6 protein-coding genes are annotated in these 8,715 nt (G+C 69.7%); 3 read left to right on the top strand and 3 right to left on the bottom strand.

The genetic code is table 11. The features are described 5' to 3' along the window. Positions 1 to 313: 313 nt before the first annotated feature. On the top strand, positions 314 to 1,228 hold the full coding sequence (locus tag VNO22_05475) for a hypothetical protein (GenBank protein ID HXG60799.1): 915 nt from the start codon (positions 314 to 316) through the stop codon (positions 1,226 to 1,228). A 9-nt stretch (positions 1,229 to 1,237) separates the two neighbouring features. On the opposite strand, the gene rpiB is transcribed toward VNO22_05475, so the two are convergent. Next, complete coding sequence (gene rpiB, locus VNO22_05470) at positions 1,238 to 1,681, bottom strand: ribose 5-phosphate isomerase B (GenBank protein ID HXG60798.1); 444 nt, start codon at positions 1,679 to 1,681, stop codon at positions 1,238 to 1,240. Positions 1,682 to 1,817: 136 nt separating this feature from the next. Between rpiB and malQ the strand changes: the two genes are divergently transcribed. Together malQ and VNO22_05460 are read left to right on the top strand one after the other, a co-directional pair. Continuing rightward, complete coding sequence (gene malQ, locus VNO22_05465; GenBank protein ID HXG60797.1) at positions 1,818 to 3,335, top strand: 4-alpha-glucanotransferase; 1,518 nt, start codon at positions 1,818 to 1,820, stop codon at positions 3,333 to 3,335. A 98-nt stretch (positions 3,336 to 3,433) separates the two neighbouring features. Next, positions 3,434 to 3,826: a hypothetical protein gene (locus VNO22_05460; GenBank protein HXG60796.1), complete on the top strand. Its 393-nt coding sequence runs from the start codon at positions 3,434 to 3,436 to the stop codon at positions 3,824 to 3,826. Positions 3,827 to 3,878: 52 nt separating this feature from the next. Here VNO22_05460 and VNO22_05455 read toward each other — a convergent pair whose 3' ends face one another. Continuing rightward, positions 3,879 to 5,354: a DUF1501 domain-containing protein gene (locus VNO22_05455; GenBank protein ID HXG60795.1), complete on the bottom strand. Its 1,476-nt coding sequence runs from the start codon at positions 5,352 to 5,354 to the stop codon at positions 3,879 to 3,881. 11 nt (positions 5,355 to 5,365) lie between these two features. Beyond that, the coding region (locus tag VNO22_05450; protein HXG60794.1) for a DUF1549 domain-containing protein at positions 5,366 to 8,715 on the bottom strand (3,350 nt) is incomplete at its 5' end.

Here is an 8,715-nt window from a genome sequence, read left to right as displayed (position 1 = left end):
CGCTTCTGCTCGCGACGAGCTTCCTCTTCGGCATCCTTCTGGCGGCGCTCCACGACACCGCTCCCGCCGAGCGTCCGGAAGCGAGGCCCTCCTTCATCCTCGTCCCGGCGGACGTTTCGACCGCGCCTGCGGCTTCCCCTGCCCTCGTGCGCGCGGCGCGCTGAACGCTCCGGTCCCTTCCGGTCCTTCCTCCGACGCCTTATCTTCCACGTTCTCCGCCGACCGAACTGTCGATCCTTCCGACACTTCCGTGCCGATTCGGCGTCCTTCCGCCGGAAACCGCCGTGGCACGCGGATTGCTCTACCGTAGGTCATGAAAAATGTAATTGCGACGCTGGCCCTGGGGTTCCTGGCGGCGTGCCAGGCCGCGCCCGCCGAAGTGCGCCGCGGGGGCGTGACGCTGCCGCGCGCGTGGATCGAGCGGGCGGAGCGCGGACCGGACGACGGCAACGCGGACCTTTCGTGGACCCCCGGCGAAGCCTGCGAGGCCCTGGCCCATGCGCTTGCGGACCGCGACCCGATCGAAGCGCTCCGCTTCGCCCGCAAGGGCGCGGCCTGGGGCGACGGCGAGTGCGCCCTTCTCTACCTGTCCCTGGTCGAAAGCCGCCAGGCGTCGCTCTCCCAGCGGGTCCTGGGGCGCCTGTTCCTGGAGGATCTGGCGGCTCGACGCGCGCTCCGGTCCCGTTCCGGACGCGACGTCCGGGCGGAGCTTCACTATCGGCTGATGGCGGCCTGGAGAACGGCGGAGCCCCGGGATCCCGAGCGGGTCCGCACGAACCTGGATGCCTTCCTTCGGTCCTCGCCTCCGGAGGACCTCCGGCGTTCCACGCTCGTGGCCCAGGCGATGCGCGAGACGCCGCCGCAGCCGGAACCGGCGCCGGGCGGCGGGGACGGCTGGGCCGTTCGCCGGGATGTCGAGATCTCCTACCGCGATGAAGAGAGCCGCGAGACGCTTCTCGAGGTGACGGCGTGGGCGGGAGGCAACGACCGTCTCTGGCAGGCGGCCGGCGTCCTGGCCTTTCTGGTCAACGATCGCGGCGAGCCCTCGATGCGCGGCACCGCTCTGTGGATCCGCAACCTGAGCGCGCGGACGGTGATCTACTCGGCCCCGGAGGCCGCCCGCGTTCACCGGGAGCTGGCGCCCGGCCAGGAAGAGCTCGTGCCGCTGGTGCCGGGCCGGGACGCGACGGGGGTCGCTCTGACGGTGCGGTTCCGGACGCGCTTCTAAGCGGGGGCCCTACTTGGGGCGGTCGAGCTTGAGGATTTTCCCGACGCGGCGCTCGTGGCGTCCCCCCTCGAACGGAGTCTCCAGCCACACCTTGAGATTCGATTCGATCTCCCCCGCCGGGAGCACCCAGGCGCCGGCGCAGAAGATGTTGGCGTTGTTGTGCTTGCGGCTCATCTCCGCGGTCACCCGGTCGTGAACGGTGGCGGCCAGAGCTCCCGGAATGCGGTTGGCGGTCATGGCCATGCCGATCCCCGTGCCGCACAGAAGCACGCCCCGCTCCCCCTGACCCGAGGCGACGGCCCGGGCCACCTTCTCGGCGAAGTCCGGATAGTCGCACGACTCTTCGCCGGTGGTGCCCATGTCGATCACCTGATGGCCCCACTGCTCGAGAAGTTTCTTGAGGCGTTCCTTGACCTTGAAGCCCGCGTGATCCGAACCGATGACGATTTTCATGGAGCTGTCTTCCCGGTGCCGGTCCCTCCCGCCCCACCCGGTTCCACTATACAATTTGTCATGCCCGAGGTTAAGCGAGATCAGGTTCCCCTTGCGCCGGCGCGGCCGGATCTGGTATCCATCGCTCGGCGCCTCCATGGCCACGAAACCCAGTCTCCGAACGCGCGCGGCGGGCGTGCTTCTGCACCCCACGTCCCTTCCCGAGCCCTCCGCCATCGGCGATCTGGGAGAAGCGGCGTGCCGGTTCGCCGAGTTCCTGGCCTCGGCCGGCCAGTCCTGGTGGCAGATGCTGCCTCTGGGCCCCACCGGCTTCGGCAATTCCCCCTATTCGGCGCTCTCCTCCTGGGCGGGGAATCCGCTTCTCATCAGCCTCGACCTCCTCGCGCGGGAGTCCTGGCTGCGGCCGGAGGAGGCGGCGGCGCCGGACACCCCGCCCGGCCGGACGGCCTATCCGGAGGCGGAGGCGTTCAAGGAGGAGCGCCTTCGGCGGGCCTACGCCGCCTTCGAAGCGCGCGCGGGAAGCTCCGCGCGGGACGCCTTCGAGGAGTTCCGCCGGGCCGCCTCCGACTGGCTGCCCGACTACGCCCTCTACCGCGCCCTGAAGCAAGCCCACGGAGGCGCGGCGTGGACCTCGTGGGAAGAGGGGGTGCGGGATCGGAACCCGGACGCCCTGGGGCAGGCCCACCGGACGCTGGCCCGCGAGATCCGCTTCCACGAATTCGTGCAGTTCGTCTTCGAGCGTCAGTGGACGGAGCTGCGGCGGCGCTGCGCGGACCTGGGCGTGGGGCTGATCGGGGACGTCCCCTTCTATGTCTCCCACGACAGCGCGGACGTCTGGGCCAACCAGGAGCTTTTCGATCTGGGCCGGGGCGGCCGGGCCCGCCGCGTGGCCGGCGTCCCGCCGGATCTTTTCAGCCGCACGGGGCAGCTCTGGGGTTTTCCGATCTACCGCTGGGAGCGCCACCGCGAGCGGGGCTTCGCCTGGTGGCTGGCCCGCTTCCGGACGGCGCTCGCCCGCTTCGACGCCGTGCGGATCGACCACTTCATCGGCTTCCACCGCGCCTGGGCGGTGCCCGGTCGCCTGCGGACCGCCCTGCGGGGCCGCTGGGTCCTCGCGCCGGGACAGGAGATCTTCGAGCGCCTCCACGCCGAGCGGGGGGCGCTCGAGCTGGTCGCCGAGGACCTGGGCATCGTGACCCCCGAGGTCGAAGCCCTGCGCGACCGGTTCGACCTGCCGGGAATCCGCGTGCTTCAATTCGCCTTCGACGGCACTCCCGGCAATCCCCACCTGCCGCACCGCTACCCGCGCCGCTCGCTCGCGGCCACCGGGACGCACGACAACGACACGTCGCGCGGCTGGTTCGAGAGTCTCGAGAGCCCCGAGCTGCGCGCGCGCGTTCTTGAGTACCTGGGCAGCGACGGGCGCGAGATCCACTGGGACATGATCGCCGCCGTCTTCCGCTCGGCGGCGGACACCGCGATCGTGCCGGCGCAGGATCTTTTGGGGCTCGGGTCGGAAGCCCGGATGAACCGGCCCGGCCAGCCTTCGGGGAACTGGGACTGGAGGCTTCAGCCCGGAACGCTGACGGGCGACCTGGCGGCGCGCCTCAAGGCGCTGACGGAGTCCTGCGGCCGCCTCCGCGGTCCCGTGTAAGGCGCGTCGGCGGGCGCTCGACACGGCGCGTCCGCGGCTCTATACTGTTCCGGCGGACGCTCCGACGTCCGCGCCACAACCGCGATGGAGGAAGCATCATGGCCTTTCAGCCGCCGAAGGGTTGGGAGCGGGAATCGGACACGCTCTTCATCCACCACACCGGCGTGCGCATCGAGCGGCGCGTCTACCGGGAAAAGGAGGGCTGGTTCCTGATCCCCGTGGATCTGGACGCGGAAGTCCTGGCGTTCGATCCCACGCCGGAGGGGCGGGACCAGGCGTTCGCGGCGTTCGCCGAAGGAAGGCTCAAGCCGCCGCGCAAGGCCAAGGCGGCCGCGGCCGCCGGCGCCGCCGAGGCGCCCCCGAAACCCCGGCGCGGACGCCCCCCGAAACCCCGCCCGGAACCCGAACCCGAGGAAGCGGAGGAAGAAGCCTCCGACGCCGAAGAGGAAGAGGAGGAAACCCCGGACGAGGACGAGGAAGACGAAGGCTGAGCCTCCTTCCGCGGAAGCTCCGCCGGTCCTTTCCCGCCCGGCTCCCCGCCCCCTACGCGAAAAGCTCCGTCACGGCCTGCGCCTGAACGAGCTCCCTGGGCTGCTTCAGGTGGTTGAGCACGATCGTCTCGGGCGCGATCCCGAACGCGTGGTAGATCGTGGCCAGGAGCTGCCCCGGATGCACCGGCTTCTCCACGGGGGCGGACCCCGTCTTGTCGCTCTTCCCGTGCACGTAGCCCCGCTTGATGCCCGCGCCCGCGATGAGCGCGGTGTAGCAGTACGGCCAGTGATCGCGCCCGTCGGCGGAGTTGCCGTTCCCCGAGGTCGAGACGCCTTTCTGCGGCGCGCGGCCGAACTCGCCCACCGCCACGACGAGCGTCTCCTCGAGCAGCCCCCGCTGATCGAGGTCCGTGATCAAACCCGACAGTCCCATGTCGAGCATGGGCCCGGACTGATCGCGCATCCGCTTGGTCAGATCCACGTGGTGATCCCACGAGTGGTTGTCCGAATTGGCCACCTTGGGCCAGATGACTTCGACCACGCGGGTGCCGGCCTCGACGAGCCGCCGCGCCAGCAGGCAGCTCTGGCCGAAGGTGTTGCGGCCGTAGAGGTCCCGCACCGCCAGGGGCTCCCGGCTCAGCTCGAACGCCTCCCGCGCGCGGCCGGAGACCACGAGATTGAGCGCCCGGTCGTAGTATTCGTCCAGCTTGTAATCCGACACCGCCGCCTCGATCTCGGGCATCGTGGCATTGACCGCGTCCCGCAGGCGCGCCCGCCGCTGGAGCCGGAAGGCGAAGACCTCGGGCCGCAGCTTGAGGTCGTCCACCTTGATGCGGTCCATCTTGTTCATGTCCATGTCGTCGCCTTCGGGATAGAGCGTGTACGGATCGTACGCCTTCCCGAGGAATCCGGCCGTGCCGCCCTTGCCCACGACGTTGGACTCCTGAAGCGGCCGCGGAAGCATGACGAAAGGAAGCATCGGCACCTCGGGCGGCTTGAGGCGCACGATGTTGGACCCGAAGTTCGGGAAGTCCTTCGGATCGGGAGGTTCGAGCTGCCCCGACGGGCTGACCTTGTCGGTCGTGTACCCGGTCATCATCTGGTAGATCGCCGCCGTGTGGTTGAAGAGCCCGTTGGGCGAATAGCTCATGGAGTGGATCATCGTGACCTTGTCGGTCACCTGAGCCAGGCGCGGCAGGACCTCCGTGAACTGGAGGCCCGGCGTCCGGGTGGGAATGGGCTTGAAGACGCTGCGGACGTTGTCCGGAACGTTCTCCTTGGGGTCCCAGAGGTCCAGGTGGCTGGGCCCGCCCTGGAGGTAGATCATGATGATGCTCTTGGCCTTGCCCCACCCGGGCCCGCCGCCGCGCCGCTCCTCCTGGGCGCGCGCCCGGAGCTGGAACATCGATCCGAGGGAAAGGCCCAGAAGCCCGGAGCCGCCCACGCGCAGGACGTCGCGCCGGGTCATGCCGAATTTGCCGCCGCAGCAGGAATCCTTCTCCGAACCGCCCGCCGGAATCACGATCATGGCCCTTCCTCCTACCGGTTGAACAGGAACGCCGGGCTGTTGACCAGCGCCCACACCAGGTCCTGCGCCGCCGTCAGGCGGACGTTCTCCATCTGCTTCCGCGACTGCTCCGCGTCCTGGCGGAGCTGCGCCAGCCGCGGATCCAGCGCCACCGGCCGGCTCACGAGTTCCAGCGTCTCCCGCCGGTGCTTGAGCCCCGGATCCACCGGAAGGGGCTGGCGGGCCTCCGCCAGCGCCGCCTCGCGCTTGCGGACCTCGGGATCGACGGCGCGGACGTGCTTGAGGAACGCCTCGCGCGCCTCCGGCGAACGCTCCTGGTCGGGCGTGGCCAGGATCGCGCGCAGCTCCTCCGAGAGCGAGAGCCCCACCGGGCGCTTCCGGGCCGCCACCGAGAGCCGGAACCGGCCGATCTGGTGGTCGTTGTCGTAATTCTGGTGCAGCACGAAGGTCAGCACCGTCCCGCCCTCGTGCCCCACGTCCTCGGCCGTCTCGAACGTGGCCCAGTGGGTCAGGCCGAAGACCGGCATCACCGCCCAGCCGCGCGCGTCGGCGGTCTTGCCGTCGATCGCCAGCTTCACGTCGAACTGGTCCTGGCTGAAGTCGGCCCGGGCGTTCTGGAGCTTCACGGGACGCGCCTCCCCCGGCTTGCCCTTCGGCGCGGCCTTGAGCTCGAGCTCCGTCAGGACGAAGTTGCCGTTGCCGGCGCGCCCCGGACCGCCCGCCGGAAGCTTCGGGTCCGCCAGGACCTCCAGGCGCACCGCGGTGATCCCCGCCAGATCCGTCCGGGCCGTCACCGTCACGGCCCCCTTCCCGTTCTTGCCGCTCACGGCCACCGACCGGTCCGGCAGGCGCGTCAGGGTGGCCCCGTTGGACGCCTTGAGCCCCTCGGGCGCGAGCGGCACCCATTCGACGTCCGAAGCATACTTCTTCTCGAATTCCGGCAGCCGCGAGCCGAGCGCGTCCACGTAGTCCTTGAGCTCCTTTTCCCGCTGCGCGATCCGCTCCTGCCGCCGCCGCTCCTCCTCGGCGACGCGGGGGGCGATCTCCTTCTCGTAGGCCGCCAGGTCCGCCTTGGCGCGGGCGATCGCCTCTTCGCGCTCCCGCTCGAGCTTGGGCTGAAGCTCCTTCCATTCCGCCTCGCGCTTCTCGAGATCCGCGATCAGCCGCGCGTGATCCTCCTGGGCGGCCCGCAGCGTCTGACGGAACGCCTCCACCTCCTGCGGCTTGGCCGGACGGTTGAGGACGCGCAGGAAGATCTCGTCCACGAGCTTCGCGTCGTCCTGAATTTCGGCCACGAGCCGCGGGAGGGCGTTCTGCGGATCCGCGATCGCGTCGCCGATGGTTCCGCCGGTGATGAGGGCCATGACCGCGCCCAGGCGCAGCTCGCTCGTGCGCTCGCACTCGCAGGGGCTTTCCCGCGGCGGCCGCCCGAACGTGCCGAGGAAGCCGGAGGGAAGATCGATTCCCGAGTCCGGAAGCGCCGCCGCGCGCGTCCCCGGCGGGACTCCGGGGATCCGGGGCGTGGAGCCGGTCACGAAGTGCACGGCGTCGTAGAGCACTTCCGCCGGCAGCCGCCGCGCCCGCGCGTGCGAGAAGTTCTGGCGGTCGTCCCGGTTCCATTCGTTCGTCTGCACCGAAAGCTGATAGGTGCGCGACTTCGTGATGAGGCGCAGCATGTGGCGCACGTCGAAGCCGCTTTCCACGAACTGCGCCGTCAGGTAGTCCAGAAGCTCCGGATTGCTCGGCGGATTTCCGGCCCGGATGTCGTCGATGGGCTCGATGATGCCCACGCCGAAGAGGTAGCCCCAGAGACGGTTGACGAAGCTCCGGGCGAAATACGGGTTGTCCGGGGAGGTGAGCCACGCGGCCAGGATCTGGCGGCGCGTCGCGCCCGGCGGCGCCTGGAACTTCGTCTCGAAGGGGAACTTCGGCGCGACGGTCTCCCCCGTCCGGAGGTGCGTCACCTCGCCCTCCTTGCGGTCCGCGACGATCTCGTAGAGGGGCTTGGCGCCCTCGACGGCCGTGCCGCCCACGTTCTTGCCGCCCGAAGCGGGGTCGGGCTTGAGATCCACCTGCGCGAAGTAAGCCGCGGTCTCGTAATACTGGTTCTGGGTCCACCGTTCGAACGGGTGATCGTGGCACTTGTTGCAGTTGAACCGGATCGCCAGGAAAAGATGCGTCGTGTTCTCGGTGGTCGTTCCCGGCTCCCGGAGGATTTTGTAGTAGCTCGCCGCCGGGTTCTCGCGGTTGGATCCCGAAGCCGTGAGGATCTTGTAGACGAACTCGTTGTACGGCGTGTTCCGAGCGACCTCCTCGCGGATCCATTTGCGGAAGGCGGCGGCCCCTTCCGCCCCCAGGAACTTCCGGTTCACCTGGAGAAGGTCCGCCCACTTGTTCGTCCAGTACTCGATGAAGGCGTCGTTCCCGATGAGGCGGTCGATCACGGCCTCGCGCTTGGCCCGCGTCTCGGACTTGTCGGCGAGGAACGCCCGGACCTCGTCCGCCGTGGGCGGAAGTCCCGTCAGATCCAGATACACGCGGCGCAGGAATTCCGCATCCGAGGCGAGTTCCGAAGGCCGGATCTTGAGGCGCTTCCACTTCGCCGCCACGAGCTCGTCGATCTTGTTGAAGACCGGCGGATCCTCCCACGCGAATCCCTTGCGCTCGCCCATCACGGTGAGCGTCGTCGCCGTGTAGCAGCCCTCGTAGCGCGCCAGGACGGACGCTTCCCCGCGCCGCACGGCCGTCAGCAGCCCGGAGCGGTCCGCCGTGGCGACCTCCGTGTTCCCGCTCTCGACGAACGCTTCCCGCGTCACGTCCCGCGTGCGGCCGTCTTCGTACGTGGCAATCACGCGGAACTGCTGCCGCGACCCGATCCGCTCGACAACGGGGTTGGCCGGGAAGATCTCGATCCGGGCCACCTTCGGGGTCGAACGATCGAACTTCGCTCCCTGGGCGATCCAGGCGCGCAGGATCCGGTAATAGGGATCGCCGGGCCGCAGGACCTGGCCGCCCTCGTGCGGCACCGCCGCCGTGGGCTTCAGCAGCATGAGGCTGTCGTCCGCCGACGCCACGTTCACCCGCCGCGAGGCCAGGTCGTCCGTGAGCGACCGGATGTCGTGCAGCGCGTCATAACCCCGCAGCGAAAGCTTGAAGCCGTTTTTGCCTTTGGCCGCGCCGTGACACGTCCCGGCGTTGCAGCCCAGACGGCTCAGAACAGGATTCACATCCCGCACGTAATCGGGACGCGTTTCCTCCGAAAGGCCGGTCACGACCACGGGAACCGCGACGCTCTTTCCGGCCAGAGACGCGCGCAGCTCCCCGCGTCCTTCCGCGCGCGGCTCGACGAGCCCCCCCCGCG

The sequence above is a fragment of the Planctomycetota bacterium genome (assembly GCA_035574235.1).
Classification (GTDB): Bacteria; Planctomycetota; MHYJ01; order MHYJ01; family JACPRB01; genus DATLZA01.
This window is presented reverse-complemented; position numbering and strand designations above follow the sequence as displayed.

Bases quoted from the DNA above. Each gene is read 5' to 3' on its own strand.
- VNO22_05475 (HXG60799.1), top strand. From the start codon at position 314: ATGAAAAATGTAATTGCGACGCTGGCCCTGGGGTTCCTGGCGGCGTGC.
- rpiB (HXG60798.1), bottom strand. From the start codon at position 1,681: ATGAAAATCGTCATCGGTTCGGATCACGCGGGCTTCAAGGTCAAGGAA.
- malQ (HXG60797.1), top strand. From the start codon at position 1,818: ATGGCCACGAAACCCAGTCTCCGAACGCGCGCGGCGGGCGTGCTTCTG.
- VNO22_05460 (HXG60796.1), top strand. From the start codon at position 3,434: ATGGCCTTTCAGCCGCCGAAGGGTTGGGAGCGGGAATCGGACACGCTC.
- VNO22_05455 (HXG60795.1), bottom strand. From the start codon at position 5,354: ATGATCGTGATTCCGGCGGGCGGTTCGGAGAAGGATTCCTGCTGCGGC.